Below are 26,948 nucleotides of genomic sequence, written 5' to 3'. Positions count from 1 at the left end.
TTAACCGGGGGTTATCGTGAATTTCAGGAGAATGCTTGGCCTTGGGGTCTGTCTGGCCTTGAGTGCGCTGCTGGTTGCATGTGGTGGCGGAGGTGGCGGAGGCGGTGGTGGTGGCGGAGGTGGGGGCGGTGACAGCGGTTTCAGTTTTACTGCCGACAAGAGCAGCATCGCGCTGAGCTATGAAGAAGGCGATATTTACGGCGCCTCTACGTCCGTGACCGTTACGGCGCATGGTACCTATGCAGGCACCCTTTACGTCGGAGCGGTTGTTGACGGGCAGGGGATTTCGAACAGCATCCCGTTCTCACAGGTTTCTCAAACTCAGGGGGTTTTCACTCTCTCGGCGATGAGCGGGCTCGCGGCCGGCACTTATACCGGCAAGGTTCAGCTTCTGGCGTGCAGTGACTACTACTGCAACAACCTGATCGGTGGCACACCCCTTACGGTGAACTACACGGTAACCGTCAAGGCGGGCATGAAGGTGACACCTTCGCCGCTGACGATCAATGCGGTGAGTGGCCAGACTGGCAGTGGCCAGCTTGACGTTACCCTGCCGAGCGGCAGCTCCGCATTTACGGCAACGGCGGTCAGCGGCGACTGGCTCGAGATCGGGACGCAAACAGCTACGTCTGTCACCATCAAGACCAAAGCGTGGCGTTCAGGCAGCTATTCGGGCTCGGTCCGCATCAGTGCAGGCAGCAAGAGCACTGTTGTGCCGGTTAGCTACGTCGTTTCGGCACCTGTCGGCGGCGAACAGGACCTCGCTGTGACACCGTCCTCGCTGAGCTTCGGCCTCGTCGAGGGCGCGACCTCGGCGCCCAGCAGTCTCGCCGTCACGCTGCCCAGCTGGAATAGCTCAAGCGATGTGACGATCAGTACCGCATACACCTCCGGCAGCGCCTGGCTCAGCGTTACGCGTACCGCAAGCGGCGCCAATGTGGTGGCGAATGCGGCGCAACTGAGCAAAGGCACCTATTCAGCGACAATTACCTTCACGCCCGTTGCGCCCGGCACTGCTGTCAGCGTGCCTGTCGTGTTGACGGTCGGCAGCGGTCTGGCCCAGCCGGCGGCTGTTGATATCAATGTGAAGGCCGATACCGTAGCGTCAGCACTGCTTGGCAGCGTTCCCGTGCAGTCCAATGGCGTTGCGACTACCTGGACGGCCAGCTCGAACCAGTCCTGGTTGAGCCTCACGCGTGCGGCCGGCGCCACTGGCAGCAACATTGAGTATTCGGTCAGCAGCAGTGACGTGACGGCCTGGGACAATTTTTCCAGCAAGACCGCCACGGTTACCGTCACTCCCGCATTGGCGAACATGTCGCCGGTGAGTTTTACGGTCAAGGTCAGCAAGGCTCTGCCTGAGGTGTACTACCTCGGTCCGTATTCCGTGGTCTCAGGGAAGGAAACCCTGGTCCACGTCTATGGTCGTGGTTTCTCCGGCATTGCTGATCTGGCCGCGCGGACAAAAGTGGGCAGCCTCACGCCGACCCAGATCACGCTGGTTGATGACGCGCACCTTACGTTCAAGGTCACGCCGTCCGCAGCAGGCAACCATGTTGTTGAAGTGCCCAATGCACTCGGCACCCAGGCCGTGTCAGCCAAGCTGCGCAGCCTGGCTCCGGTTGATTTTTCTGAAGCCGTTGTGCCGTCCACTGGTGTCAAGCGCGCCATGGTCTATGACGCCGAGCGTCAGTCCGTCTATGCCGTCAATGTCACCGATAACGCGATTAATCGTTTCCGCTTCAACGGCAGTGCCTGGGTTTCTGATTCTGCTGCAGTAGCTTCGGTGCTGGATGCCGGCCTGAGCCCTGATGGCAACAGCCTGATGGTCACTGCCACGCCCGGTACGCTGCGCCTGCTTGATCCGGACAGCCTTGCCAGCACTTTCTCGCTGACCCACGCTGATGGTTTCGCCCGTAACTTTACCTATGTCAGCACAGGGATTGCGACGACCAATAATGGCTGGTCGTGGCTGATGACCAGTTCGGGGTGGAACCAACTGGCCTATTTTGATCACCGTACCCGCACCATGCAGCCACGCCCGGTACAAAGTGATCTGATGACCAGTTTCTACGGTGGCCCATGGATGGCGACGTCGCGCGATGGCGAACGCATGGTCGTCACGCAAAGTGCGAGCATTTCTCCGCTGCCGAAGCTGCTGTATCTGGATGCGACGAATCCGCTTCTCAAGTCGAACCCGGCGGGTGTGGATTACTCCATCAGGACGAGTCTGTCTGATGATGGTCGTCGCATGATGCTCGACCAGCGCGAGGTGCGCGATGCTTCCTTTGCTCTGGTGGGTAATGTGGTACTGCCCGACAGCGGCTACTACGCGATGGCTGGAGCGATGGCCCCTGATGGCTCCCGTGCGTATATCCTCGCCTATCCGGACAACACCAGTGCGCTGCCGCGCGTCTATGCCTTCGATTCGAGCGTGGCAGCCGGGGGCCAGACCAACCTGCCGGTTGTTGGCTACAAGACCCTGACAGCCTACCCGGGATGCACGGATTCTTCCTGCGAGACTGTGGTGGTTCATGCGGCGATCAGCCCGGACGGCAAAACGCTGTTCTTTGCAGGTGCTAAAAACCTGATCGTGACGTCCACGACTCTCAGCACGCTCGTTGCACCGAACAATGTCGTGAATGGAGTTACACCTCGCAAGAGCGTGCGCACGCAGGTATTCAACAGAAACTGGAATCCGGCAATGAACTGATGGCCGCATGATGGCTGCGCGAGTCGCGCAGCCTGTTGCAAATCCAAAAAGCCCGCCACCCGGCGGGCTTTTTTCATGGCATGCCCTGCGTCTGCGTGCATCCAGCCTGCTTTTCAGACGTGCATGCCTGAAGACCTGCGTCCGGCGGGCTTGTTCGCCTTGGCTGCCTGAAGATGCCCGCCCGGTGCGGGTCACAGGGCAGGTGTCGGGCGGTGCATGTGTTGCGTCAGTACATCCGGTGGTATTGTCGGTACTCTCAACCTGACGCCCGCCAGAACAGGAGTGCTGCCTTGAAACCACATCGTCCGCGCATCGGTCTTGCCCTGGGGAGCGGCTCCGCGCGGGGCTGGTCGCATATCGGAGTGATCCGCGTGCTGGAGCAGGCGGGCATCCGGCCCGACATCGTGTGTGGCACTTCGATCGGCGCCATGGTCGGGGCCGCGTATGCGGCGGGCGAGATGGAGCGCTTCGAGAGCTGGGTCAGTCAGCTGAGCTGGCAGGGTGTGGTGGGGTTTCTCGATCTGAAAATGGGCGGCGGCCTGATGGCAGGCGGCAAACTGGTGGAATTCTTCCGCTCGCGCTTTGATGATCAGGGAATCGAGCTGCTGCCGAAGGCATTCGGTTGCGTGGCTACCGATCTGAGTAGCGGCCGCGAGATCTGGTTGCGGGAGGGGTCGGTGGTGGATTCGGTGCGGGCTTCGATAGCCTTGCCGGGAATCTTCACTCCCTCGCTGTGTGATGGGCGGCTGCTGGTGGATGGCGGGTTGGTGAATCCGGTGCCGGTATCGCTGTGCCGGGCGATGGGTGCGGATATCGTGATCGCCGTGGATCTGAACTGGGATCTGGTCGGGCGCCGCTATCGCGTGCCGAATGCTTCACAGGCCGAGGCGGTGCCGGCGGGGAATGGCCTCGTCGATAGTTTCCTGTCGCGCTTCCGCCCTGCCAGGCCGGCGGCGGATGCGGCCGGGGCTGCGCCTGCCGCACCGTCGATGCTGGAAGTGCTGGCCACCAGCCTGAACATCATGCAGGTGCGCATCACCCAGAGCCGGCTGGCCGGCGAGCCGGCGGATGTGCTGATTCGTCCGCGCCTGTCGGACATTGCCATTACCGATTTTCACCGTAGTGCGGTGTCGATTGCCGAGGGGGTGCGGGCAGCCGAGCACGCCTTGCCGATGATCCGTGAGATGCTGGATTGAACGGGGGATCGTCTGCAGGAAAGTCCGCATGGTTTCAGACAAAAAAGCCCGCGAGTTCGCGGGCTTTTGCATGCTTGCCGATCGGGCCGGATCAGAATGCCTTGACGTCAGTCTTGGAAATGTCGCAGTAGGCGGTGTTCCAGAATTCGCCCTTGTTGACCTGCTTTTCGCCGGGCTGCACGCCGATGGCCTGCACGCAGACCTTGGGCGAGCCAAGCTTGTAGCCCTTGATCTTCATGCTGCGCACGGTGGCTTTGTCGCCGTAGTTCTGGTTCAGGCGCAACACATAGCCGGCGGTCACGCCATCCGGCTTCACGACCGGGCCATTGATGGTCACGCCGGTTGCCACCAGATAGCGCGGACCGCCGTTGCTCGAGCAGTCACCGCACGACGCCCACAGACGCTGGATGCGGTCGTAGGTCTGGAAGTCGCTCAGCTTGATGGTGCTGCCTTTGCCGTTGTGCTGGAAGACCTTGTCATCGGCTTTTGTGGCCGAACCGCCGACGACGTTCATGACCTTGCCCGAGCCGCCCTTCATGGTGGCGGCATCTTCGCAGACGCCGTCCCAGACGACATTGGTCAGCGTGCAGTTGCCCAGACAATGCACGCCGTCGGCCGCAGCGCCTTTCTTGAGGTGCACGTTCTTGAGGCTGGCGCCGTCCTGCAGGACGAACACCGGCTGTTGGGATTCGGATTGTCCGTCGCAGGAGGTGCCGACGGTGGCGCCGCCGTAATCCTTGGTGCCGGAAATCGTGGTGGTGGCCGAAGCCGAAGTGAGCGCCGTGGCGAGGCACAGGCTCAGAAGAAGCTTGCTGTACATGGTTTGTCTCCAGTGAATGGGTCTGTTCTTGTGTGTGCAAGAGGCTTGCACCGCGCATTCTCCTGCCAGAAATGGGCATTCGGCAAGTTGATTCGATTGTTTTAATAATTGACGAATTCACCGAAATTTCCTTTCAAACCAATTGCTTGTGTTCGTTCCCGGGGTGCTGGCTGGATTCCATGGATGATCCCGTCCGGAATTCCGCTCTGGCGCTGACGATTGCCAGGTGGAGGCTGTCTGAAGACCCTCTTCTGGCAAGGATCGCGGCGCGTCCGTTCTGAAAAGCCGCTGCTGGCGGACTTCTTCAGCCTGCCTGTCTGCAGAGGCCCATCCCATGCGGTGCTCCGGGTTGCCGGGCCGTGCGCGTCTGCAATAGTGAGGCAGGCCTTGCCCGAAGAAGGGCTTTTCCCCATGCGCTGACCGGGTTGACAGGCCTTGTCACGCAGACTAATTTACCAACTGGTTAAATAATCTTTCCGTGATCATGCCGCGTGATGAACTGAGTGCCACCTTTGCTGCTTTGGCAGACCCGACGCGCCGCGCCATCCTGGCCCGGCTGGCGCTGGGCGAGAGCAGCGTTTCGGCGCTGGCCGAGCCGTTTGCGATGAGCCTGCCGGCGGTGACCAAGCATCTGAAGGTACTGCAGCGCGCCGGGCTGGTTTCGCAGGGACGGCAGGCGCAGTGGCGACCGTGCAAGCTGGAGGCCAAACCCTTGCAGGAGGCGGCGGGCTGGATCGAGCAGTACCGGCAATTCTGGGAGCAGCGCCTGGACCGGCTGGAAGATTATTTGCGGGATTTGCAGGCTGGACAGACAAGAACGTGATGCAGATCGGCGACATGCCGGAACTTGAGGGAGCTGTGAGCATGAATACGACAGAGAGCAGGGAGCTGACCGGAGCGCCGAACGAAATCCGCATCGAGCGGGTGCTGGAAGCACCGCGCGAACTGGTGTGGGCCGCGATGACGGACCCGCAGCAGGTCGGGCACTGGTGGGGGCCGAACGGCTTTACGATGACGATCAGGAAAATGGATGTGCGTGTCGGCGGTGTGTGGGACCACACCCTGCACGGGCCGGATGGCACGAACTATCCGAATAACAGCGTTTTCAGAGAGGTCGTTGCGCCCGAACGAATCGTCTACGCTCATGAAGGAGTCCGGGAGGATGGGCCTGCGGTGAACTTCGTCGCCACCTGGACTTTCGAGGATCTTGGCAACACGCAGACACGCCTGACCATCTGCATGGTCTTTGATTCGGCACAGGCGCGCGAGCTGGTGGTGCGCGAGTTCGGTGCCATTGAAGGCGGCAAGCAGACCTTGGGGCGTCTGGCGGATTACCTTTCACGCGCATCGCGCCAGCCGGCATAGAACGGCGGCACGTTTGCGCTATCAACCCAATCTAACCCAATCCGAATAGAGAGAGAAAACATGCCAACCGGAACTGTTCAGCTTCACCGCGTGCTGCGTTGCAGCCCGGAGAAGATCTATCGCGCCTTTGTGCACGCAGAGGCCCTCGCCAAGTGGATTCCACCCTACGGCTTTGTCTGCAAGGTGGCCCACATGGATGCGCGTGTCGGCGGTGGTTTCAGGATGTCCTTCGAGAACTTCACGACCGGGCAGACACATTCTTTTGGCGGCGAATATCTGGAGCTGCGGCCCGGTGAGTTGCTGCGCTACACCGACAGATTTGACGATCCGAACCTGCCCGGCGCGATGCTGGTGACGGTGACCCTGAAGCAGGTGGCCTGCGGCACCGAGCTGCAGATCGTGCAGGAGGGGATTCCCGAGGCGATCCCGGTCGAGATGTGTTACCTGGGCTGGCAGGAATCGCTGGCGCAGCTGGCGAATCTTGTAGAGCCCGATATCCAGGGCTGAAACCAGGCAACAGGAGTGCGACATGAAATACACAGGGAGCTGTCACTGCGGGGCAGTGAAATTCGAGGTGGAAGGCGAGCTGACCGGGGCGATGGCCTGCAATTGCTCGATCTGCACGCGCAAGGCGGCGCTGATGTGGTTCGTGCCGCGCGCGAACCTGCACGTGCTGACGCCGGAAGATGCGTTGAGTACTTACACCTTCAACAAGCACGTCATCAAGCACCGCTTCTGCAAGACCTGCGGCATTCATCCGTTTGGCGAAGGCGTGGCGCCCGGTGGCGCAGCGATGGCTGCCATCAACATCCGTTGCCTGGAAGGGGTCGATACCGATGCTTTGCCCGTCAATCATTTCGATGGTCGCTCAAAGTAAGCGCCCACTGCCTTCAACACCCATACAGAGAGAAAAGATCATGACCAAGCTGAATACCTATCTGAACTTTCCCGGCAATGCCGAGGAAGCCTTCAATTTCTACAAGTCCGTTTTCGGTGGCGAATTCTTCATGCTGCAGCGCTACAAGGATGGCCCCGGTTGCCCCGATAGCGGGCCGCTGCCGCCGGAGATGGGCGACAAGATCCTGCACATTTCCCTGCCCATCGGCGCGAACATGCTGATGGCGAGCGATGCCATTCCACCCATGTGCCCGGCCGTAACCATGGGAACCAATGTGTCGCTGTCCCTGCACCCGGACAGCGAGGCCGAGGCGCGTCGCCTGTTCGCCGCGCTGTCTGCCGGCGGGCAGGTGCAGATGCCGTTCCAGCCGATGTTCTGGGGCGCGCTGTTCGGCATGTGCGCGGACAAGTTCGGCATCCTGTGGATGGTGAACTACGAACTGTCGAAGGCCTGACGATGAACATGCCTTTGCCACAGGCGTCGGCAGACAGTCTTTGCGATGCCGTCATCACGCGCGTGCTGGATGCTCCGCGCGAACTGGTGTTCCGCTGCTGGACCGAGCCTGCGCACGTGGCCCGCTGGTGGCTGCCGCCGGGCTTCATCTCGACCGGCTGCGAGATCGACTTGCGCGTGGGCGGGCGCTTCTTTCTCTCCATGCAGAGCCCGCAGGGCGAGGACTTCCCGTGTCAGGGCATCTACGAAGAAATCGTGGTGCCCGAGAGGCTTGTGTTCCAGGGGCTGGGTGAAGAGTGCCACGCTTGCGGCAGCGGCTTGCCGCCGCGTGGCCGGGTGAGCGTGCATTTTGCCGGGCAGGGCGCGCAGACGCGACTGACGATTCACGCCCGCTTCAGCTCGGCTCAGGCACGCGAGGCGGCGATGGTGATGGGCTTTGATACGAGCTGGCAAGGCGCGCTGGAGGGCTTTGCCGCGTATCTGAGCTCGCTATGTTGAAGATCCCGCCCGGCAACAGGCTGAAGAGCCGCTTCTGGCGGGCCTCTTCAGCTGGTATGCCTGAAGAGCATTGATTGGCCGACGTTTTCAACGGTGATGCCTGAAGAAGTCTGCTGGATGCGGCTTTTCAGGCATCAGGGGATTTATCGGGTTTTCCGCGCAGAGCCGTGTACCATCCGCCTTCGCCCAATTCGTAGAAGCCATCCCTGAATGCAAGAAGAAGTGAAAGACAAGCCGCTGCGCGCAGTCGTCGCGGCCGTGCAGTTGCCCACCGTGAGTGATGTGGAGTTCGAGGCTTCGCTGATGGAGCTGCGCGAACTTGCCAAGACCCTGGGCTACGTGGTGGTGAATACCTTCGTGCAGAAGCGCACGGGCTTTGATCGAACAGGCTATCTGGGGATTGGCAAGCGTCAGGAGATCGCTGAATACATCAACGGCCAGGCCGGTTTCGACGAGCTGGATGGCTCGCCGGTGTATGCCGAACCCGAGTTTGGCGAGATCGACGCGGTGCTGGTCGATCACGAGATTTCGCCCTCACAGGCGCGCAATCTGGAGCTCGAAGTGGGTGCGCCGGTGATGGACCGCACCATGGTCATCCTCGAAATTTTCCATCGCAACGCGCGTTCGCGCGCCGCCAAGGCGCAGGTCGAGATCGCACGCCTCGGCTACATGGCGCCGCGCCTGCGCGAGGCGGCCAAACTGGCCGGCCCGCAGGGGCGTCAGCGCAGCGGCGTGGGCGGGCGTGGCGCCGGTGAATCGCATACCGAGCTGGATCGCCGCAAGATCCGCGACCGCATCGCCGAGCTGCAATTGGAAATCGTCGCGATGGAAGCCGAGCGCAAGACGCAACGCGCGCGTCGCCAGGAACGTCAGGGGCTCGCCGGCGTGGCGCTGGTTGGCTACACCAATGCCGGCAAGTCGACGCTGATGCGCGCGCTGACCGGCAGCGAAGTGCTGGTCGCCAACAAGCTTTTCGCGACCCTGGATACGACGGTGCGCACGCTCTATCCGGAGAGCGTGCCGCGTGTACTGGTCAGCGACACGGTGGGCTTCATCAAGAACCTGCCGCACGGGCTGGTGGCTTCGTTCAAATCGACGCTGGACGAGGCACTGGACGCCGAGCTGCTGCTGCATGTGATCGACGCCAGCGATCCGGGCTGGCTGCGTCAGCTGGAAGTCACGGACCACGTGCTGGCTGAGATCGAGGCCGACAACGTGCCGCGCATCCGTGTCTTCAACAAGATCGACTTTGTGGGCGACGAGACGGCGCAGGCCGAGTGCACCGCCATGCTGCGCGCGCAGTACCCGGATTGCGTTGTGATGAGCGCGCGCAACCCGGCGGACGTGGCGCGTTTGCACAAGATCATCGTTGGCTTCTTCCAGCGCGATCTGGTCGAGGCCGAGCTGTTCCTCGGCTGGAGTGCCCAGCAGTTCCGCAGCGAGATCTTCGAGCACTGCGAAGTGCTGGCGGAGAGCGCCAGCGAGGACGGCGCGACCTTCCGCGTGCGCGGCGAGGCGGAGATGATCGAACGCCTGCGCGAGCGCTTTGCGCTGCAGGGCTGACGCGGGTCTTCGGGGCCGGACAATCCAAGGGTGCTGAAGGGATAATGACGCCCATGCCGAACGCCCCGACTATTTCTCCCTCAGCGCCGCGCATCATCCTGTGCACGCTCAACGCCAAATACATCCATGCTTCGCTGGGCCTGCGCTATCTGCTGGCGAACATGGCGCGGCATGGTGGCGAGGATCTGCGCGCACAGACCGTGCTGCGCGAATTCACCATCGCCCGCCCGCCGCAGGAAGTCGCCGACGCGTTGCTGGCGGAGCTGGGGGAGGGCGAAGGGCCGCAGGTCATCGGCTTTGGCGTTTACATCTGGAATATCGCGCAGACCACCGAACTGGTGCGCCTGCTCAAGGTGGCGCGGCCCGGGCTGAAAATCGTGCTGGGCGGGCCGGAAGTGAGCCACGAATGGGAAGGCCGGCCCATCGTGCAGCTGGCCGATCACCTGATCACCGGCTGGGGCGATGTGAGTTTTCCGCGTTTGTGTCGCGCGATCATCCATGGCCCGCGGCCGCTGATGAAGGTCATCACCGGCGAACAGCCGCCGCTCGATGACATCGTGATGCCCTACGCGGAGTACAGCGACGCTGATCTGGCGCATCGCCTGCTGTATGTGGAGGCTTCGCGCGGCTGCCCCTTCAAGTGCGAATTCTGCCTCAGCTCGCTCGACAAGACCGCCTGGGCCTTCGATCTGGATGCCTTCCTTGCCGCGATGGATGGGCTGTACCGGCGCGGCGCGCGCAATTTCAAGTTCGTCGATCGCACCTTCAACCTGAAGATCGATGCCTCGCTGCGCGTGCTGCAGTTCTTCCTCGAGCGCCTGACGGGTGAGGCTAGTGAGGCGCTGTTCCTGCACTTTGAAGTGGTGCCGGACCATCTGCCTGATCGCTTGAAAGAAATGATCGCGCGCTTTCCGCCCGGCGTGCTGCAGTTCGAGGTCGGCATCCAGAGCTTCAATCCGGTCGTGCAGCAAACCATCTCACGGCGTCAGGACAACGCCAGGTCCGAGGCCAATCTGCACTGGCTGGCGAATGAGAGCCACGCTCACCTGCACACTGACCTGATCTTCGGCCTGCCCGGCGAGACGCTGGAGAGCTTTGCCGAGGGCTTTGACCGTCTGTACGCGCTCGGCCCGCACGAAATCCAGCTGGGCATTCTCAAGCGCCTGCCGGGCACGCCGATAGCCCGCCACAGCGCGGCCTTCGGCATGGTGTATGAGGCGGCGGCGCCTTACATCGTGACGCAGACCGATGCGGTGGATGCGGCGACGATGCTGCGCTTCAAGCGTCTGGCGCGTTACTGGGACATGCTCGCCAACTCCGGCCGCTTCCAGCAGGCAATGCAGTGGCTGATGCAGGGCGAATCGGCCTTTGCCGCGTTCTGGGCTTTCTCCGACTGGCTGTGGCAGCGCAGTGGCAAAACCACCGGCCTGACGCCGGAGATGCTGCTCGATGCGCTGTTCGACTATTTTACGGTCGAGTGTGGGCACGAGGCTGATGCCACGCGTCAGCTATTGCTCGCTGATTATCTAGCCAGTGGCGCGCGCTCCAACCCGGCATGTCTGCAAGGCTTGCTCGCGGAGCGGGGGGCACCAGCGCGTCGTGGTGCGTCAGCACTGGCGCAGCGGCAGGCGCGGCATGGTGGATAGCCGCCGGGAATGGACTGAAGGCCCTTGAAAGCCCCTGCTGCACGACGGGGCTGCAGGTCTGGCCTGAAGCAAATTATTTGAAATTGTCGTTTCATCAATTCTTTTGGCATTGCAGGGTGTTTCAGGTTTGAAAAGGGATGGCTGCTGCCATCCCTTTTTTGTATGTGCTGAGCGGGGAAAATCACAAAGCTCATGAAGGGTGGTTGCGGTAACATCGTGCGGTTTCGCAATGTCGGTGTTCTGCCGGCACTGATCGATCACCTGTTCCGGCCTGCCGGATCCAATCGAGGGAGAGAATATGAGCGTGATGCGCAAGAGCATGCTTGCCGCCATTCTGGCGGCAGGCGGTGTGCTCGCCGCCTGTGGCGGCAACAAGGCGACAGCCCCGGAAGCGGCGGCACCGCAGGCGGCCATGCCGCCTGCTGCCAGCTGTGCGCCGGGGATCTGGTTCTGCGAGAACTTCGAGAGCGGCTCGCTGGCACGCTGGGATCTGCTGCCCGCCGGTGGCGCTGCAACCATCGGCGTGGCGGATGGCGTGGCCGGGATCAAGAAAGAGGGGGCGAACAGCTACCTGCAGTACGACGCCGGCAAGAGCAAAGGTGTGGTGGCTGCGCTCAAGGATGAAGCTTTCGCCAGCGTGAAGACGGCGGATTACTTTGTTGAAGCGCGCATCAAGCCGATCAACAACAACACTTCGAACAAGTTCGTCTGTCTGCTTGGTCGTTACCAGAGCGTGAATGACTGGCTCGGGGCCTGTCTCAACGTGCAGAACGGCGCCAGTTCCAAGGTCGAGTTCCACAAGGCCAATGGTGGCAAGTGGCTGCGCGCGCGCCAGTTTGCTACGCGCACCATCGTCAACGAGCAGTGGTACAAGCTGCGTCTGGAAATGCAGGGCGACACCCTGAACTTTTATATTGATGATGACTTCGCCGGTTCCTTCAAGGATGCCAGCATTGCGGCGCGTGGCAAGCTCGGCCTGTGGCTCGACAACCGCTCGTTCGCCATCGACGACATCGTCGTCGGCGACGCCAAGGTCAAGCCCGTGCTGATGGCGCTTGATCAGACTGGCGACTGGAATTCGGAAGTCGGTGGCGCGGATCGCGAGATCACGGTTGCGGCGACCAAGGCCGACACCACGCCGGACAGCTTCAGCGTCGCCTCCAGCGACCCGAAGGTGGTGAGCGTGGCGCAGAAGGGCGACAAGGTTGTGCTGCACGCCGTTGGCGCCGGCTCCGCGACGATCACCTTCACCAGTGGCGCCAATCCGGCGTTGAAGAAGACGGTCAAGGCCAACATCGAGCCGGCGTTCGTGCTCGCGACGGCGAACTACGGCGCGCTTGCCAAGCGCACCCGTCCGGCCGCCGGCATCAAGGGTGCCTACGTCGATGGTGAGCTGGCGCTGAGCTTCGATGCGGCGCCGGTGCTGACCGGCATCGGCTCGCTGCGCATCTTCGAGGCGAAGACCGACAAGCTGGTCGACGTGATCAAGCCCAAGGGCGAGAGCAATATTTATGGCCCGAGCCCGGATGGTTTCTATCGCGGCGTGAACCAGCAGTTGATGCGCGTGGTCGGCAAGCAGCTCATCGTGCGCCCGCACACCGGCAAACTCGAATATGGCAAGGCCTATTACGTGGCGCTCTCCGACAATCTGCTCAAGGACGCGAAGCTGGCTGGCAAGCCCTTTGCCGGTCTGGGCAAGAAGGCAGGCTGGGGCTTCACGACCCGCAAAGCACCGAAGGCGAGCCTGAGCAGCGTCGTTGTCGATGACGACGGCAGCAAGGCCGACTTCCGCAGCGTGCAGGGCGCACTCGATCACGCCATGAAGCTGCCGAAGGAAGCGCCGGTGAAGATCAGCGTGAAGAAGGGCGTCTATGAAGAGATTCTCTTCCTGCGCGGTAAGGACAACGTGACCATTCAGGGCGAGAGCCGTGAGGGCACGGTGATCCAGGGCGAGAACTACGAGTCGCTGAACACCGGCCTCTCGATTGGTGCGAACAAGCCGCTCGCTTCCGGCGGTGGCCGTACCGTGTTCGCCGTGGGTAACGCCGACATGCTGGTGCTCGACCGTCTGACCCTGAAGAACACTCACCTGAAGAAAGTCGGTGTGAACGGTCAGGCCGAGACGATCTACTTCGCAGGTGAAAAAGAGCGTCTGATCGCCAAGAACGCCAACTTCATCAGCCGTCAGGACACGCTGCAGCTCAATGCCTACAGCTGGTTCTACAACACCCTGATCGCAGGTGACGTGGACTTCATCTGGGGCAGCTCCAAGGCCGCGCTGTTCGAGAATAGCGAGATCCGTACCGTGGTTGACTCCACTGATGCGACCAAGGGTGGCTACCTTGTGCAGGCCCGCGTGACCGCTGCGGCTGACAAGGGCTATGTCTTCCTCAACAGTCGTATTACCCGCGAAGAGGGCGTGCCGGATGGCGCCACTGTGCTCGCACGCAGCGCTGGCAGCCCGGCTTATTTTGACAACGTGGTGTACGTGAACAGCAAGATCGACAAGCACGTGTCTGCCGAAGGCTGGTGGACCAGTCCGGTCTCCAATCCGGCCAAGGCCACGGCACTGGCAGGTTGGCGCGAGTTTGGCAGTACTCGCCCTGATGGAACGCCGCTGAGTCTGGCCGGGCGCGTGCCGGCGGCACGCACCATGACGGCAGAGGAAGCCGCGCCTTATCTGTCACGTGAGCAGGTGTTTGCAACGATCGGCTGGAAACCCCAGCCCTGAGCGATCCGGATCGTGGCCCGGGCAGTGCTGTCCGGGCCACGATTTCGCTGTAACAGACCCAGCAGGAAATACGCGTAAAAACAGCAGGCACCCGCTTGCACAGATGCTGGAAAAAGGTATTATGTTTCCGGTAACATGTTTCGATTCTCTGCTTCGGGATTTCTCCCTGAGCGTGAGTCAAACTGTGTTGTTTCCTGGCTGTTCCTGTTCAAGCCCGGCTTCGCGCCGGGCTTTTTTTATCCGGTATCGGTACGTGCCAATGCCTGAAGACCCGCATGTGTTGGGCTTCTTCAGGATGTTAGCGTGCAGATTAAAGCCTGACGCCGGTTTTCGGCCTGCCTGTCTGGAAAGCTAATGTGGATGCGGCTCTTCGAGCATATGTACTTCCTGCTCAATCGTGAAAGCGCGTGAAGTCAGCCGACGGAATCCGTGGCAGTACCAAGGCGTTCTCCGGTGCATCCGGATCGGCGTAGCCCAGCGACATGCCACAGACCACCATCTGCGTGTCCGGAATGTCCAGTTGAGCTTTCACGATCGGATGGTATTCGCAGAAGGCGGCCTGCACGCAGGTGTCCAGACCCTGCGCACGGGCTGCCAGCATCAGGGTCTGCAGAAAGCCGCCATAGTCGATCAGGCTGCCTTGGCCAAGCACCTTGTCGATGCTGAAGATCAACCCGACCGGTGCATCGAAGAAGGTGTAATTGCGCGCCCACTGCTCGCGCATGCGGGTGGTGTCCTTCTTGTCGATACCCAGCAGGGAATACAGGGCCATTCCGGTGTGGCGGCGGCGTGCCAGATAGGGCTCGCCCCAAGCCTCCGGATAGTAGGCGTATTCGCCCTTGTGTTCGAAGCTGGGCGTCGCGCTGGCGTATTCGGCGAGGATGGCGGCGCTGAGTTTTTCCTTGCTGGCGCCACTCAGTACATGTACATGCCAGGGCTGGGTATTCACGCCGCTGGGTGCGCGGGCGGCGAGGTCGAGAATGGCAAGAACGGTTTCGCGCGCTACGGGTGTGGGCAGGAAACGGCGAATTGAGCGGCGGCCGTGGGCGATGTCGCTGAAGGTGGTGAACGCTTGATTCATGAGGCAGGTCCGGCAAGGAGAAACGAAGCCCGGAAGCCTAGCAGTTTTGAACCGGCTCGCGCTTGATCAAGCTGCGCTGTCGAGTTTGATGTGCGCGCGGCTGGCCGTGCGCGAGATCATGCCTTGAGCCATTTCCTCGGCAACGACAGGGTTTTTCATGCGGATCATGTCGAACAGATCGCTGTGTTCCTTGATCGTCAGCGCCATGTGATCCGGCTCGGCGAGATAGGTATGGTCAAAGATCGCGCGCTGCAGGGCGCTGATCGCATCGGCCAGTTGCTGGATCACGAAGTTGTGGGTGGCGGCGACAATCGCACGGTGGAAGGCAATGTCGGCTTCCATGAAGGCCTCGCGCCGGGTGGTGTTGGCCTTCATGCCATTCAGCGCTTCCTCGATGGCGACAAGATCCAGCGCGGTGGCCCGCTCGGCGGCCCAGCGCGAAATGGCCGGCTCGATCAGGCTGCGGACCTCGATCAATGAGGCGATCAGGATCGGGTCGTCGGCGTTCTCCAGTGCCCACTCTAGTACATCCGCATCAAGATAGTTCCATTGCGTGCGCGGCATCACGAACAGACCGCGATAGCGCTGCGCATCAATCAGGCGTTTGGTGGCGAGTACCTTGATGACTTCGCGCATCACATTGCGCGAGGTGTCGTACTTCTGGCACAGGTCTGCTTCGGAGGGCAGGGCACTGCCGGGCGCATGTGCTCCCTGCACGATATCGCGCCCGAAGGCGTGGATCAGGCGCTCTGTCTTCGTCAGTTTTGTGCTCACTGCGGTTTTCCCGGTTTTTTGCGGCAGCCGGTATCCTAGCAGGGAACCGGAGTGCCATCGGGCCGCATGGCGCGGTCCGATGGCAGATCTGGCTTACTTGCGCAGTTTGGCGAGCTCGGCCTGCAGATCCTTCACCACTTCGGCGTGGCCAGGCTGAGCGGCGAACTTGTCGACGGCTGTCGTGGTCGTGGCGCGCATGCGGGTCAGCTCTGCATCACTCAGCGTGGTGATCTGCATGCCCTTTTGCTTGAGCACTTCCATGGCCTTGGTGGAAGCGGCACGGCTGTCCTTGCGTTCAAAATCACGCGAGGCGACGGCTGCCTGCTGCAGGGCCTTCTTTTCGTCGGCGGAGAGGCCGTCGTACCATTTCTTGGAGACGGTCACGATCCAGGGACTGTAGACGTGACGGGTCATGGCGAGGTACTTCTGTACTTCGTAGAACTTGGAAGACTCGATGGTTGTGACCGGGTTTTCCTGACCATCCACGGTACCGGTTTCCAGCGCGGTGAACAGCTCCGAGAAGGCCAGCGGCACGGCGTTTGCCCCGAAGCCCTTGAACATGTCGATGTAGACCGGATTCTGCATCACGCGCAGCTTGATGCCGGCCATGTCTTCCATCTTGTTGATCGGGCGCTTGGAGTTGGTCAGGTTGCGGAAACCATTTTCCCAATACACCAGACCGACCATGCCCTTGGTCTGCAACTTGTCCATCAGCTTCTGGCCGAAGGGGCCGTCAAGCACCGCGTCAGCCTCCTTTTCGTTGGCAAACACGAAGGGCAGGTCATACACGCCAAAGTCGCTGACGATGCCGACCAGCGTTGCGGTGGAGCCGACCATGACTTCCTGGGCGCCGCCGATGAGTGCGTTCTGCATCTGCGGATCGCTGCCCAGACTGGCTGCGCCGAAGCCCTTGACCTTCCATTTTCCGCCGGAGAGCCTGGTCATTTCGTCGGCAAAGTATTTCACGGCCCGGCCCTGATTGCTGTCTTCTGCCAGACCGTAGCCGAAGCGGACGATGCGGGGTTTGAAGTCGGCAGCATGGGCCGAGGCGAGGCTGCCGGCGACAGCCAGACTGATGACAATGGATTTGAAAAGACGTTTCATGATTCCTCCAGCGGATGCAGCGTTGATGGCAAAGCCGGGATGCGGCTTCTTGAAGCGCCCCTCTTCCCGGCGGGAAGAGGAGTGAAGGGAAATGGATGGGTGACGCATTCGAGGCTAATCAGCGGAACCAAGTCACTGGCGCGGTGATGATGCCGGGGAAGGCAACGAACAGCGCGATCAGCACGAGGTAGGCGAGCAGGAACGGCCAGATGCCCTTGGTCGCACTCTCAAGCGAGATCTTCGAGATGCCGCAGACCACGTTCAGTACGGTGCAGACCGGCGGATGGATCAGGCCGAGGGTGCCAACGAGGACGAACATCACGCCGAAGTAGGTCGGATCAATGCCGGCCTTCACGGCGATGGGCATCAGCACCGGAGCCATGACCAGAATGGTCGGGGTCAGATCCATCACCGTGCCTACCGCCAGCAGAAGGAGCATGATCGCCGCCATCAGAAGGCGTGGGTCATGCATCAGCGGGCCGAGGAACTCGGTGACCTGCTGTGGCAGATCGGCCAGGGTCACCATATAGGAGGACACCAGTGCGCCGGCACACAGGAACATCACGGTGCTGGTGGTGCGGGCCGCGTCGACCAGCAGTTTGACCAGCTGGGTGAATTTGACCTCGCGGTAGATGAATATCGCCACGAACATCGAGTAGGCTGCCGCGACCACGGCCGCTTCGGTCGGGGTGAAGAACCCCCCGCGCAGGCCACCGAGAATGATTACCGGCAATATCAGTGCCCAGATGCCCTTGACCACAGCCTGACCACGTTCCTTCCAGCTGCATTTGGGCTGGGGGGTCACGTCCATTTTCTTTGCCAGGCGGGTCCACACGAAGATCAGCGCGAGGCCCATCAGCAGGCCAGGCACGATGCCGGCGAGGAACAGGTTGGTGATCGAGGTGTTGGTGGTGACGCCGAAAATGATGAAGGGCATGGATGGCGGAATGATCGGGGCGATGATGCCGCCGGCGGCGATCAGCCCGGCCGAGCGTGGCACCGAATAGCCGTGGTCACGCATCATCGGGATCAGCAGGGTGGCAAGCGCAGCGGTGTCGGCAATCGCGGAACCGGAAAGGCTCGCGAGCAGTACTGAAGCCGCGATGGTCACGTAGCCGAGCCCACCCTTGATGTGGCCGACCAGTGTGACGGCCAGATCAATGATCCGCCGAGAGATGCCTCCGGCATTCATGAGTTCGCCGGCAAGAATGAAGAAGGGCACTGCCATCAGCGGAAAGCTGTCGGCGCCTGATAGCAGATTCTGGGCGACCAACTGGGCATCGAAGAAGTCCAGATGGAACATCAGTGCCACGCCGGTGAGCACCAGCACGAAAGCTATCGGCATGCCCAGCAGCATCAGGCCGAGCAGGGAGCCGAGAAATACAACGAGCGTCATGATCGGCGTCCTTTATTGGCTGACTTCGGGTTCGGAAACGGGAGCTTGCTTGTGCGCCTGTGGCTCGCCAGGGATGCGGGCGGCCGGGTGGCGGGTCACGATGTGCCACAGGTTGAGGCCGACCATGGGCAGCATTGCCAGCGCGCAGATCAGGCCGCTGCCGGCCATCAGCGCAGTCGGGAAACCCAGTACGGTGGAGTAGGTGTCCAGGCCGATCACGGTCTGCGCCCAACTGCCTTCAAGGAAGAGCCACAGTGCATAGAGCATCAGCAGGTGGCTGACAATTGCGCAGCTGCGCCGCAGGCCGGCGGGCAGATGGGCCTGGAGGATTTCCATACCCAGATGCGAGCCCCGGCGCAGAGCCAGGATCGCGCCAAGGAAGATCATCCACACGAACATCAGGCGGGCGACTTCTTCGGCGGCAGGGATTCCCGTGTTGAAGACATAACGCAGCACCACATTGCTGCCGATGGCCAGAACCATTACGGCCAGTGCCAGTGCCATCAACCACTCAACGGCGGTTTCAAGGCGCGGTATCAATAGTTTCAAGTCAGCTCTCCTCGTGATCATGCCGACACGACAGCGAAAAAACGTTGCGCCCGGGTTCGGCTTGGACTGAAATGTAGGACAAAAAACACTTATGCACCCATAGGTGTTTTCCATGATACGTCAATTGTAGATTTGTTGTACTACAATTACCTCGAACGCAGCATTCCTGAGCACGTTCGCTCTTGCTGCACCGCTGGATGGAAGCACCATGGACAACATTGCTGTCGTGAATCCCGAGTTTGCCGATCTGTATATGGAAGAGGCGTACAACCCCTATCGCAGTTGTATTCAAGGGTTGGCCAACGAGCCGATCACGGTGCGCGGGCTGTTGCGCCGGGCTGATGATTTCCTCTGCAACGAGGCGGGTTTTGCAGGGTTGGGGGATTATTCGCTGGATGCAATCGTGGCGCGTCTGGCCGCCAATCGCCCCCGCGTGGTGATCATTCAGGGCTCGCCGGATCACCCGGCACACATGTTCGATCACGAGCACACCCTGAGAGCCGCTGCGCGTATCTGGCAGAACGGCGGCGTGCCTTTTACCTTCGGTATTCCGGTGATCTGTGACGGCACTGCGCAGAGCAATATCGGTCAGAGCTATTCGCTGGCCTCGCGTAACCATACGGCGATGGCTGTGAACATCAATTTCGAAGGACACAGCTATCACGCGGCCTATGTGTTGTCGGGCTGCGACAAGACTCCGACCGGAATCCTTTCCGGGCTTGCCTCGGCTGACCGGGCCCGGCGCCAGCCCGCGCGGGGCACCGCTCCTGTGTGGGCGATCTTCGTGCCGGCGCATGTGCTGAAGGGTGGTGCGATCCCGAAGCGTACGCGCCAGAAACTGCAGGCTATCCAGGATGCAGCGGTAGCGGCAGGCGACTCCCAGCTCGCCGACGACATCGAGGAAAACTGTCACTACATCCTGCAATGTTCGTCGGACGAGGCTTTCCTTGGCCTTCTCATGCGTGCCGAAGAATATGGCTTGATCAGTCATCCGGAAGCCGAACAGATCCTCAACGAACTGGCCGCCGCCACTTGCGACGACAAGGGCGGTATCTGCGCCTTCAACGGCACCGGCAATTCCTCGCGTACGCTCGTCGCAGCACTGGGATTCGTGCCTGCCGAAGCTGAACTGCTGACCGACGAGGCCAGTACCGATGTGGTACAGCACAACGTCGACCTGCTCTTCCGCATGTTCAACAAGCCCGAATACGCGGTGTGCAACCTGCTCGAGAAAAACTATGCCAACGCGATCCGCATTCACGGGGCGACCGGCAGCTCGTCCAACCTGATGTTGCACATGCCTTGCGTGATGCGTCATGCCGGTTTCGACGTCTCGCTCTTTGATTACGCCCGCGTCCGCGATGCACATGCCGTGCCGGACGTGTTTGCCCACAGCCTTACTGAGGGGCGTGATACGTTTGTGTTGGCCCAGCAGGCGCAACAGGGTCTGCATCACGGCATGACCAGCCTGTTCAAGGTGCTCTCCGATCTGGGCGTACCGATGGATCTGGACGCACCGACCGTGGCCGGCCTGACGTGGCGCCAGCGTGTGGCGGCCATCCCGGCTGCCGTTTCACCACAGCTGCCGCAGGAAAAATCGGTGATTCGCATCCAGCCGATTCGTGCCATTTCCGGCACCGACGTGATGCGCGGCAACTTCTTCTCTTCCTGCACGCTGAAGGTGGCGGGCATGTCGACCGAGTCGTACAACCGCTTCAACGGCCGCGTCTTCCTCGTGCGCTATTACGAGAACGAAATCGACTGCAACGAGGAAATGCGCGCCACTAATTTCATCGAGCGTCTGGCTGCGTTGCCTGCGCTCACGCCGGAACTTCTCGCCGCACTGCGCCGTTTCAATGGCGCACCGGAGGATCAGAGTGTGCACGCGATGATTGAGCAAGGTAGCCTGTCCTTCGCCTTCGTGATTGCCGGTCAGGGGCCCAAGGCATTCGGCATGCCCGAGATGTTCGCCCCGAGCCAGAACCTGCGCCACCACGGCGTGGTCGAGAAGACCTCGATCATGATTACCGACGGCCGCTATTCCGGCGTCACCAAAGGGGCCTGCGTGGGGCACATGGTCCCGGAAGCCTATGAAGGTGGCGGCATTGGTGCGCTGGTAGATGGTGATCTGTTGTGGGTACAGCTCTCGGAGCGCCGCATCGACCTGCTTGACGCCCGGGTTTTCGTGGCAGGTGGTCTGGAGGTGCTGTCCGAGGCTCCGCTCGTGGCTCGCGCCAGTCTGGTCGCACAGCGTCGCGATCGTATCGAACAGCGTCAGCTCCAGGTCGCTGCCTGCAGCATGATGGATAACGTGACCGACGCGGAATACGGTGTCGTGCCACTGGCTGTTCACAAGCGGGCCCGATTGCCCTGGCCAGTACCCGCCAGTGTTTGAGTGACAACCGGATTGAGTGGCAGACCTCAAGAGCATTGAGGTCGCCTCTCCGGAAAGCTGGAAAACAATGTGGCAATTTCATCGCGTCAGGCCAAGGGCTATCGCATTGCCAGATTGTTTTTTTCTTTCGGGAGCAAGCATGATGGCCATCACGAACAGTACGGAGCTCAATGAGTTAGTCAGCAGAGTCAAAACCGCCCAACAGATCTTTGGCCGTTTTACACAGGCGCAGGTCGATCACATCTTTCGCTGTGCGGCCTTGGCCGCCGCCGATGCTCGTATCCCTTTGGCTCGCATGGCCGTTATCGAGACCGGCATGGGCGTGTTCGAGGACAAGGTGGTCAAGAATCACTTCGCCTCTGAATACATCTACAACAAGTACAAGGATGAACGCACCTGCGGCATCCTTTCCGAAGACGACAACTCCGGCACGATCACGATTGCTGAGCCGGTTGGAATCTTGTGTGGCATCGTGCCCACGACCAATCCGACATCGACGGCCATCTTCAAATCCCTGATTGCATTGAAGACCCGCAACGGCATCATCTTCAGTCCACATCCACGCGCCAGGCAGTCGACCTGCGCTGCCGCCAGGCTGGTGCTCGAAGCCGCCGTAGCCGCCGGCGCTCCTGCCGACATCATTGGCTGGATCGATGAACCCAGCGTCGAGTTGTCCAACCTCCTCATGTGCCACCCCGACATCAACCTGATCCTCGCCACCGGTGGGCCTGCCATGGTGCGCGCAGCCTACTCATCAGGGAAACCGGCAATCGGTGTGGGCGCTGGCAATACTCCAGTGGTGATCGACGAGACGGCGGATATCAAGCGGGCAGTGGCCTCCATCCTGATGTCCAAGACATTCGATAACGGGGTGGTCTGCGCCTCCGAGCAATCGGTGATTGTCGTCGACGCAGTCTATGAAGCAGTCAAGGAGCGGTTTGCCAAGACTGGTGGCCATCTTCTTGGCAAGAAGGAGGTGGAGGCTGTTCGCAAGGTGATTCTCGTCGAAGGTCATCTGAATGCCGATATCGTGGGTCAGTCCGCCAGCCGAATTGCTGACATGGCCGGTATCAAGATTGTATCCAGTGCCAAGGTGCTGATCGGCGAAGTCAGCTCCGTGGGGAAGGAGGAAGCTTTTGCTCACGAGAAGCTTTCACCCACATTGGCAATGTATCGCGCCCGCGACTTCCTGGATGCCGTGAGCAAGGCGGAAGCCCTGGTGGCGCTGGGCGGCATTGGTCATACATCGGTGCTCTATACCGACCAGGATCAGCAGGTCGAGCGCATCCGCCATTTCGGAGACCGCATGAAGACGGCCCGCATCCTGATCAATACTCCTTCTTCTCAGGGAGGGATAGGCGATCTCTACAATTTCCAGCTCGCGCCCTCGCTGACGCTGGGTTGTGGGTCGTGGGGCGGCAATTCGATCTCCGAGAACGTTGGCCCGAAGCACCTGATCAACAAGAAGACCGTTGCCAAGAGAGCCGAGAACATGCTGTGGCACAAGCTTCCCAGGTCCATCTATTTTCGTCGTGGTTCGCTTTCTTTTGCTCTGGAGGACCTGGCTGGACGGAAGCGCGCGGTGATCGTCACCGACACCTATCTGTTCAACACCGGCTGCTGCGATGAAGCGATCCGCATTCTCAAGCAGCTGGGCATGACCGTGGAAGTATTTTATGAAGTGCAGGCCGATCCCACCCTGGAGGTTGTGCGTCGAGGCGTGCATATTCTGGAGGCCTTCAAGCCCGATGTGATCATCGCGATCGGTGGAGGCTCCCCCATGGATGCGGCCAAGATCATGTGGGTGATGTATGAGCACCCTGACGTGCATTTCGAGGATCTGGCCTTGCGTTTCATGGACATCCGCAAGCGGATCTACAAGTTCCCGCGCATGGGTGACAAGGCTGTGCTGGTCGCGGTGCCGACTACCTCGGGCACAGGTTCGGAGGTAACGCCGTTTGCTGTGGTCACCGACGAGAAGACCGGCATCAAATACCCTATTGCGGATTATGAGCTGACACCGCACATGGCCATCATTGATGCCAATCTGGTCATGAACCTGCCCAAGAGCCTGACGGCCTTTGGTGGCATCGATGCGGTTACGCATGCACTGGAGGCCTATGTGTCGGTGATGGCCAATGAGTTCTCGGATGCCCAGGCCCTGCAGGCTTTACATCTGCTCAAGGAGTATCTGCCGGCTGCCTACGGTGAAGGTGCGCGCAACCAGAAGGCTCGCGAGCAGGTGCATAACGCTGCCACGCTGGCCGGCATGGCCTTCGCCAATGCCTTTTTGGGTGTTTGTCATTCGATGGCACACAAGTTGGGAGCCCGGTTTCATCTGGCCCATGGGTTGGCCAACGCTTTGCTGATCAGCAATGTGGTGCGCTACAACGCCGTGGATATCCCGACCAAGCAGACCGCTTTCAGTCAGTACGACCGGCCGCAGGCCAAGTGTCGCTACGCCCACATTGCCAATCATCTGGAGTTGGGGGGGCATAGCGATGATGAACGGGTGACACGTTTGATTGCCTGGCTGGATGAGTTCAAGGCGGCACTGGATATTCCGCTCTCCATTCAGGCCGCAGGCGTTCCGGAAACGGATTTCCTGGCTGCTGTTGATCATCTGGCCGAGCAGGCCTTTGATGATCAGTGTACCGGGGCCAATCCACGTTTCCCCCTGGTTGCCGAACTACGCCAGCTCCTCCTCGACAGTTATTACGGTCGCGCTTATCAGGCGCTTTGAGTGGCATGACGGCCAGATCCGCAGGGCATTGATGCGACAGGCAGGCCAATGACAAAGCCACGCCCCGGACTCCGGTGCGTGGCTTGCGCGTGAAACTGTCCGGGCCAGAGATCGCTGCGCATTTTGCGCAGGATCCTGTGTCTCATTGCAGAGTAGATTTTTTGATCTGCTGAACCACTGCGACGACCTTGCTTGCGTCATCGTGGATTTTCTTGATTGTGTCGCCCGCTTCGGAAACCATCTTTACTCCGCTTTCAACTCCTTTGAGGCTCGTATCCATGTTGCCGATAACGAGCATGGTTTCGTCCTGGATTTCCGCGATCATTCTCGAAATATCTGCTGTCGACAGGGTTGTCCGTTCGGCCAGCTTGCGAACTTCGTCCGCCACGACGGCGAATCCACGGCCGGACTCTCCAGCACGCGCGGCTTCGATAGCCGCATTCAGGGCCAGCAGATTCGTCTGGTCTGCGATTTCCTTGATGGTGTTGACGATGGAGGTGATCTGACTGGTCTTTTGCCCCAGCCCGGAAACCTGCAGGGAAGAGGCTCCCATTTGAGAAGACAGTTGATCCATCTGGCTGATCGTGTCGCGGATGATGATCTCCCCCTGAGCAGAGAGAGCTTCTGCTGCCTGTGAAACTTCACTGGCGGTTTCGGCACTCTTGCGCTCAGCCTGGGCACGAAGCACACGAGCGGTCACGTCACTGGCCATCTTCACCACCCGGCAGGGTTTGCCCTGTGCGTCAAAAATCGGGTTGTAGCTTGCTTCGAGCCAGAGCGGTGCATGTTGCTTGGTGACCCGCTCAATCAGTCCGGACACGAATTGACCGTCATTGAGCTTGCGCCAGAGGTCCGTGTAACCGGTGCTTGCGGCGAAAGCCGGAGGGCACAGGATCCGGTGGTGCTGTCCGACCAGCTCTTCGCTGCGATAGCCGGTCGCGCCGAGGAATATCGTATTCGCCTCGATGATCGTGCCATCCATGTCGAACTCGATGACCGCAGTGGAACGGTTGATGGCCTCGATCAGGCCGCGGCTACGATCTGCTTCCTCGATGCGCTTGGTGATGTCGTTGGCAATCTTGATCACATGGCTGATGCGGCCTTGGGCATCGCGCACCGGAAAGTAGGTGGCCTCCAGCCAGGCAAGCTGACCGTTCTTGCGCCGGCGCCGGAACTTGCCGCTGAATGTTTCGCCCTGGCCCAGACGGCGCCAGAAATCCTGATATTCCGCGCTGCTCGCGAACGCCGGATCGCAGAACATGCGGTGGCGCTGGCCGACGACCTCCTGTTCGGCATAGCCCATGGTACGGCAGAAGATCGGATTGGCGCGCAAGATGCAGCCTTCCAGATCGAACTCGATTTCGGCCACGGCCTGATCCAGCGCCTGCGTAACGCTTTGCAGACGCTGCAACTCTGCACGCGTGGAAGCGAGCTCAAGCTCGCATTGCCGTTTGCCAAAAAACATCTGCGTTCCCCTTTTTGCCTGAATCATGCCGGAGCTTCGATCTGGCGTTCGGCCTGACCGTTCTGCCGCTGAGGTTATCTACGGCATCTGACAGTTAGGCTCTGAGCGCTTTTTACAGATGCTTGCACACCCATAAAGGCGGGCGGGCCCGGGGAGGCCGGCCCGTCGCTCGCGGCCGGTTCAGCTTCCGCTCGCCAGGGCATGCCTGAGCGATTCGACCAACGGCGTGGTGGGGCGGCCGATCAGTTGCGACAAGCTGCGGCTGGTGTCGAACAGGCCGCCTTTCGAGGCGCCCACGTCCGAGCTGGCCAGCAGCCCTGCCAGCCAGTCGGGCAGGCCTGCGGCGATCAAGGCGCCGGTGTAGTCGGCTTCTGGCAGATCGGTGTAAACCACCGATTTGCCCGCCTGACGGCCGATTTCGGCGGCTAGCTCGGCCAGCGTGTAGCTGCCGTCGCCCGCCAGTTCATACACCTTGCCGGCCTGATCCGAGGTCAGCAATACGGCTGCTGCCGCTTCCGCATAGTCGGCACGGCTGGCCGAGGAGATGCGGCCTTCGCCGGCGCTGCCGAAGACTGCGCCATGCTGCAGGGCCACCGGCACGCTGGCGAGATAGTTTTCGGTGTACCAGCCGTTGCGCAGCAGCACGTGGGGCAGGCCGGATTCGGCCAGCAGCGCCTCGGTGGCCTTGTGCTCGGCGGCCAGCGGCAGCGGCGAAGTGTCGGCATGCAGGATGCTGGTGTAGGCCACCAGCCCCACGCCGGCGGCTTTGGCGGCTTCGATCACGGCGCGGTGCTGGGGCAGGCGGCGGCCCACTTCGCTGGCCGAGATCAGCAGCAGCTTGGCCGCACCCGCAAAGGCGCTGGCCAGCGTTTCGGGGCGATCGTAGTCGGCGATGCGCACCTGCACGCCGCGTGCGGCGAAATCGGCCACTGACTCTGGCTTGCGCACGGTGGCGACGATTTCGCTGGCGGGAATCTTCTTGAGCAAGGCTTCGATGACCAGACGGCCAAGCTGGCCGGAGGCGCCGGTGATGACGATCATGATGTTTTCCTTTGCTTGGGGATTTGAGGAAAACGCAGGATAATATTTATACTTACTAAAAGTAAGTACATACAAAAAGGTAAGTGTCGTGTCTCCTGATCAAACCGCGCCGCCTTCACTCGGCGAATTCCTGCGCAGCCCTTATCCCAAGGGCAATGTGTTCGCCGAGCAATGCCCTTCGCGCGAAGTGCTCAACCATGTCACCAGCCGCTGGGGCGTGTTGCTGTTGCTGGGGCTGCGCGGCGGCACTTTTCGCTTCAGCGAGTTGCGCCGCAAGGTGGGCGGCATCAGCGAGAAGATGCTGGCGCAAACCCTGCAGACGCTCGAATCGGACGGCTTCGTCGAGCGCATCGCCTATCCGGTGGTGCCGCCACATGTGGAATATCGCCTCAGCGCCAGCGGTGAGGAAGTGGCGCTGCGGGTCGAGGCGCTGACCGACTGGATCGAGCAGAATCTGGCGACGATCCTGGGCGCGCGCTCCGCCCGCGAAGCCGCCTGAGCGTTCTTGCCGATTCGT

General features: G+C 61.0%; 22 protein-coding genes. 14 read left to right on the top strand and 8 right to left on the bottom strand.

Annotated features, from left to right (window positions below):
- The first annotated feature begins 31 nt into the window (after window positions 1-31).
- Complete coding sequence (locus Q9Q94_RS09885; protein ID WP_305979897.1) at window positions 32-2,713, top strand: hypothetical protein; 2,682 nt, start codon at window positions 32-34, stop codon at window positions 2,711-2,713.
- 290 nt (window positions 2,714-3,003) lie between these two features.
- Window positions 3,004-3,909 (top strand): patatin-like phospholipase family protein, encoded by a 906-nt coding sequence (locus Q9Q94_RS09880; RefSeq protein WP_305979896.1) that lies wholly within the window; start codon window positions 3,004-3,006, stop codon window positions 3,907-3,909.
- 91 nt (window positions 3,910-4,000) lie between these two features.
- Here Q9Q94_RS09880 and Q9Q94_RS09875 read toward each other — a convergent pair whose 3' ends face one another.
- Window positions 4,001-4,729, bottom strand: coding sequence for a pectate lyase (locus Q9Q94_RS09875; RefSeq protein WP_305979895.1), 729 nt, complete (start codon window positions 4,727-4,729; stop codon window positions 4,001-4,003).
- Between the two features lie 484 nt (window positions 4,730-5,213).
- Here Q9Q94_RS09875 and Q9Q94_RS09870 point away from each other — a divergent pair, with 484 nt between their 5' ends.
- From Q9Q94_RS09870 to Q9Q94_RS09830, 9 genes are all read left to right on the top strand, one after another.
- Entirely contained in the window at window positions 5,214-5,552 is a 339-nt protein-coding gene (locus Q9Q94_RS09870; RefSeq protein WP_305980280.1) for a helix-turn-helix transcriptional regulator, read from the top strand.
- Between the two features lie 41 nt (window positions 5,553-5,593).
- Window positions 5,594-6,094, top strand: a complete 501-nt coding sequence (locus Q9Q94_RS09865) for an SRPBCC family protein (RefSeq protein WP_305979894.1) — start codon at window positions 5,594-5,596, stop codon at window positions 6,092-6,094.
- A 60-nt stretch (window positions 6,095-6,154) separates the two neighbouring features.
- Entirely contained in the window at window positions 6,155-6,601 is a 447-nt protein-coding gene (locus Q9Q94_RS09860; protein WP_305979893.1) for an SRPBCC family protein, read from the top strand.
- Between the two features lie 22 nt (window positions 6,602-6,623).
- A complete protein-coding gene (locus Q9Q94_RS09855) occupies window positions 6,624-6,971 on the top strand; it encodes a GFA family protein (RefSeq protein ID WP_305979892.1) in 348 nt (115 codons plus the stop codon).
- Between the two features lie 40 nt (window positions 6,972-7,011).
- Window positions 7,012-7,446: a VOC family protein gene (locus Q9Q94_RS09850; protein WP_305979891.1), complete on the top strand. Its 435-nt coding sequence runs from the start codon at window positions 7,012-7,014 to the stop codon at window positions 7,444-7,446.
- An 8-nt stretch (window positions 7,447-7,454) separates the two neighbouring features.
- Window positions 7,455-7,943 (top strand): SRPBCC domain-containing protein, encoded by a 489-nt coding sequence (locus Q9Q94_RS09845; RefSeq protein ID WP_305979890.1) that lies wholly within the window; start codon window positions 7,455-7,457, stop codon window positions 7,941-7,943.
- Window positions 7,944-8,153: 210 nt separating this feature from the next.
- Entirely contained in the window at window positions 8,154-9,506 is a 1,353-nt protein-coding gene (gene hflX, locus Q9Q94_RS09840) for a GTPase HflX (protein WP_305979889.1), read from the top strand.
- Between the two features lie 53 nt (window positions 9,507-9,559).
- Window positions 9,560-11,152, top strand: a complete 1,593-nt coding sequence (locus Q9Q94_RS09835) for a B12-binding domain-containing radical SAM protein (protein ID WP_305979888.1) — start codon at window positions 9,560-9,562, stop codon at window positions 11,150-11,152.
- Window positions 11,153-11,450: 298 nt separating this feature from the next.
- Entirely contained in the window at window positions 11,451-13,883 is a 2,433-nt protein-coding gene (locus Q9Q94_RS09830) for a pectinesterase family protein (RefSeq protein ID WP_305979887.1), read from the top strand.
- A gap of 391 nt (window positions 13,884-14,274) precedes the next feature.
- On the opposite strand, the gene Q9Q94_RS09825 is transcribed toward Q9Q94_RS09830, so the two are convergent.
- The 5 genes from Q9Q94_RS09825 to Q9Q94_RS09805 all read right to left on the bottom strand — a co-directional run bounded on the left by Q9Q94_RS09825 (window position 14,275) and on the right by Q9Q94_RS09805 (window position 18,787).
- Window positions 14,275-14,964 (bottom strand): nitroreductase, encoded by a 690-nt coding sequence (locus tag Q9Q94_RS09825; RefSeq protein ID WP_305979886.1) that lies wholly within the window; start codon window positions 14,962-14,964, stop codon window positions 14,275-14,277.
- Between the two features lie 66 nt (window positions 14,965-15,030).
- Window positions 15,031-15,738, bottom strand: coding sequence for a FadR/GntR family transcriptional regulator (locus Q9Q94_RS09820; RefSeq protein WP_305979885.1), 708 nt, complete (start codon window positions 15,736-15,738; stop codon window positions 15,031-15,033).
- Window positions 15,739-15,831: 93 nt separating this feature from the next.
- Window positions 15,832-16,842, bottom strand: coding sequence for a TRAP transporter substrate-binding protein (locus tag Q9Q94_RS09815; RefSeq protein WP_305979884.1), 1,011 nt, complete (start codon window positions 16,840-16,842; stop codon window positions 15,832-15,834).
- A 118-nt stretch (window positions 16,843-16,960) separates the two neighbouring features.
- Entirely contained in the window at window positions 16,961-18,238 is a 1,278-nt protein-coding gene (locus tag Q9Q94_RS09810; RefSeq protein ID WP_305979883.1) for a TRAP transporter large permease, read from the bottom strand.
- Between the two features lie 12 nt (window positions 18,239-18,250).
- Complete coding sequence (locus Q9Q94_RS09805; RefSeq protein WP_305979882.1) at window positions 18,251-18,787, bottom strand: TRAP transporter small permease; 537 nt, start codon at window positions 18,785-18,787, stop codon at window positions 18,251-18,253.
- 208 nt (window positions 18,788-18,995) lie between these two features.
- Here Q9Q94_RS09805 and Q9Q94_RS09800 point away from each other — a divergent pair, with 208 nt between their 5' ends.
- Together Q9Q94_RS09800 and adhE are read left to right on the top strand one after the other, a co-directional pair.
- Complete coding sequence (locus tag Q9Q94_RS09800) at window positions 18,996-21,182, top strand: dihydroxy-acid dehydratase (protein ID WP_305979881.1); 2,187 nt, start codon at window positions 18,996-18,998, stop codon at window positions 21,180-21,182.
- 139 nt (window positions 21,183-21,321) lie between these two features.
- Window positions 21,322-23,925, top strand: coding sequence for a bifunctional acetaldehyde-CoA/alcohol dehydrogenase (gene adhE / locus Q9Q94_RS09795; protein WP_305979880.1), 2,604 nt, complete (start codon window positions 21,322-21,324; stop codon window positions 23,923-23,925).
- 142 nt (window positions 23,926-24,067) lie between these two features.
- On the opposite strand, the gene Q9Q94_RS09790 is transcribed toward adhE, so the two are convergent.
- Window positions 24,068-25,390, bottom strand: coding sequence for a methyl-accepting chemotaxis protein (locus Q9Q94_RS09790; RefSeq protein WP_305979879.1), 1,323 nt, complete (start codon window positions 25,388-25,390; stop codon window positions 24,068-24,070).
- A gap of 180 nt (window positions 25,391-25,570) precedes the next feature.
- Window positions 25,571-26,431: an SDR family oxidoreductase gene (locus Q9Q94_RS09785; RefSeq protein ID WP_305979878.1), complete on the bottom strand. Its 861-nt coding sequence runs from the start codon at window positions 26,429-26,431 to the stop codon at window positions 25,571-25,573.
- A gap of 88 nt (window positions 26,432-26,519) precedes the next feature.
- Between Q9Q94_RS09785 and Q9Q94_RS09780 the strand changes: the two genes are divergently transcribed.
- Window positions 26,520-26,930, top strand: a complete 411-nt coding sequence (locus Q9Q94_RS09780) for a helix-turn-helix domain-containing protein (RefSeq protein WP_305979877.1) — start codon at window positions 26,520-26,522, stop codon at window positions 26,928-26,930.
- Window positions 26,931-26,948: the final 18 nt, after the last annotated feature.

The sequence above is a fragment of the Uliginosibacterium sp. 31-16 genome (assembly GCF_030730865.1).
Lineage (GTDB): Bacteria > Pseudomonadota > Gammaproteobacteria > Burkholderiales > Rhodocyclaceae > Uliginosibacterium.
The sequence above is the reverse complement of the archived record's forward strand: the minus strand, read 5'-3'. Positions and strand labels throughout refer to the sequence as shown.

What these genes read in the sequence shown, in the direction of transcription:
- Q9Q94_RS09885 (WP_305979897.1), top strand. Translation starts at nt 32, where the DNA reads ATGCTTGGCCTTGGGGTCTGTCTGGCCTTGAGTGCGCTGCTGGTTGCA.
- Q9Q94_RS09875 (WP_305979895.1), bottom strand. Translation starts at nt 4,729, where the DNA reads ATGTACAGCAAGCTTCTTCTGAGCCTGTGCCTCGCCACGGCGCTCACT.
- Q9Q94_RS09870 (WP_305980280.1), top strand. Translation starts at nt 5,214, where the DNA reads ATGCCGCGTGATGAACTGAGTGCCACCTTTGCTGCTTTGGCAGACCCG.
- Q9Q94_RS09865 (WP_305979894.1), top strand. Translation starts at nt 5,594, where the DNA reads ATGAATACGACAGAGAGCAGGGAGCTGACCGGAGCGCCGAACGAAATC.
- Q9Q94_RS09860 (WP_305979893.1), top strand. Translation starts at nt 6,155, where the DNA reads ATGCCAACCGGAACTGTTCAGCTTCACCGCGTGCTGCGTTGCAGCCCG.
- Q9Q94_RS09855 (WP_305979892.1), top strand. Translation starts at nt 6,624, where the DNA reads ATGAAATACACAGGGAGCTGTCACTGCGGGGCAGTGAAATTCGAGGTG.
- Q9Q94_RS09850 (WP_305979891.1), top strand. Translation starts at nt 7,012, where the DNA reads ATGACCAAGCTGAATACCTATCTGAACTTTCCCGGCAATGCCGAGGAA.
- Q9Q94_RS09845 (WP_305979890.1), top strand. Translation starts at nt 7,455, where the DNA reads ATGCCTTTGCCACAGGCGTCGGCAGACAGTCTTTGCGATGCCGTCATC.
- hflX (WP_305979889.1), top strand. Translation starts at nt 8,154, where the DNA reads ATGCAAGAAGAAGTGAAAGACAAGCCGCTGCGCGCAGTCGTCGCGGCC.
- Q9Q94_RS09835 (WP_305979888.1), top strand. Translation starts at nt 9,560, where the DNA reads ATGCCGAACGCCCCGACTATTTCTCCCTCAGCGCCGCGCATCATCCTG.
- Q9Q94_RS09830 (WP_305979887.1), top strand. Translation starts at nt 11,451, where the DNA reads ATGAGCGTGATGCGCAAGAGCATGCTTGCCGCCATTCTGGCGGCAGGC.
- Q9Q94_RS09825 (WP_305979886.1), bottom strand. Translation starts at nt 14,964, where the DNA reads ATGAATCAAGCGTTCACCACCTTCAGCGACATCGCCCACGGCCGCCGC.
- Q9Q94_RS09815 (WP_305979884.1), bottom strand. Translation starts at nt 16,842, where the DNA reads ATGAAACGTCTTTTCAAATCCATTGTCATCAGTCTGGCTGTCGCCGGC.
- Q9Q94_RS09810 (WP_305979883.1), bottom strand. Translation starts at nt 18,238, where the DNA reads ATGACGCTCGTTGTATTTCTCGGCTCCCTGCTCGGCCTGATGCTGCTG.
- Q9Q94_RS09800 (WP_305979881.1), top strand. Translation starts at nt 18,996, where the DNA reads ATGGACAACATTGCTGTCGTGAATCCCGAGTTTGCCGATCTGTATATG.
- adhE (WP_305979880.1), top strand. Translation starts at nt 21,322, where the DNA reads ATGATGGCCATCACGAACAGTACGGAGCTCAATGAGTTAGTCAGCAGA.
- Q9Q94_RS09790 (WP_305979879.1), bottom strand. Translation starts at nt 25,390, where the DNA reads ATGTTTTTTGGCAAACGGCAATGCGAGCTTGAGCTCGCTTCCACGCGT.
- Q9Q94_RS09785 (WP_305979878.1), bottom strand. Translation starts at nt 26,431, where the DNA reads ATGATCGTCATCACCGGCGCCTCCGGCCAGCTTGGCCGTCTGGTCATC.